Genomic DNA, 505 nt, shown 5'->3' with positions numbered 1-505 from the left:
TTTAGATAGTGATTCTAATGAATTAAAAATTTCAGTTGAAAAAGCTGAAGAATCTGCAGAGTCATAAACATAAATAAAATAACTCACACAAAAAGAGCTAACTATTTAAGTTAGCTCTTTTTTTATTCTATTAAATTGGCACAGCATAATCATGCTTTATCTCACCCATTACAAAGGTACTATGTGCACTACCTATATTTTTTATGCTGCCTAGGTGGTCTAAAACAAAATTTTGATACTCCTTCATATCATACACCATAATTTTTAATAAAAAATCATAATCACCAGAAATATTATAACACTCTACAACTTCTTTTAGCGCCATTATATCTTTAACAAATTGGCGCCCTATGGTGCGTGTATGTTCTTTTAAAGTAACATTACAAAATACAACTAAGCCTTTATTTAATTTCTCTGCGTTTAAAATAGCAGCGTACTTTTTTATAAATCCGTTTTTTTCTAATTTCTTAACACGTTCAAAAACCGGGGTTGCAGATAAGTTTAC

1 protein-coding gene is annotated in these 505 nt (G+C 29.3%); it reads right to left on the bottom strand.

The annotated features are described in order from the left end of the window. Positions 1-130: 130 nt before the first annotated feature. A partial coding sequence (locus FUA24_RS24850) for an Lrp/AsnC family transcriptional regulator (protein WP_148546109.1) occupies positions 131-505 on the bottom strand: 375 nt, incomplete at its 5' end.

It is taken from the genome of Seonamhaeicola marinus (assembly GCF_008085455.1).
This window is presented reverse-complemented; position numbering and strand designations above follow the sequence as displayed.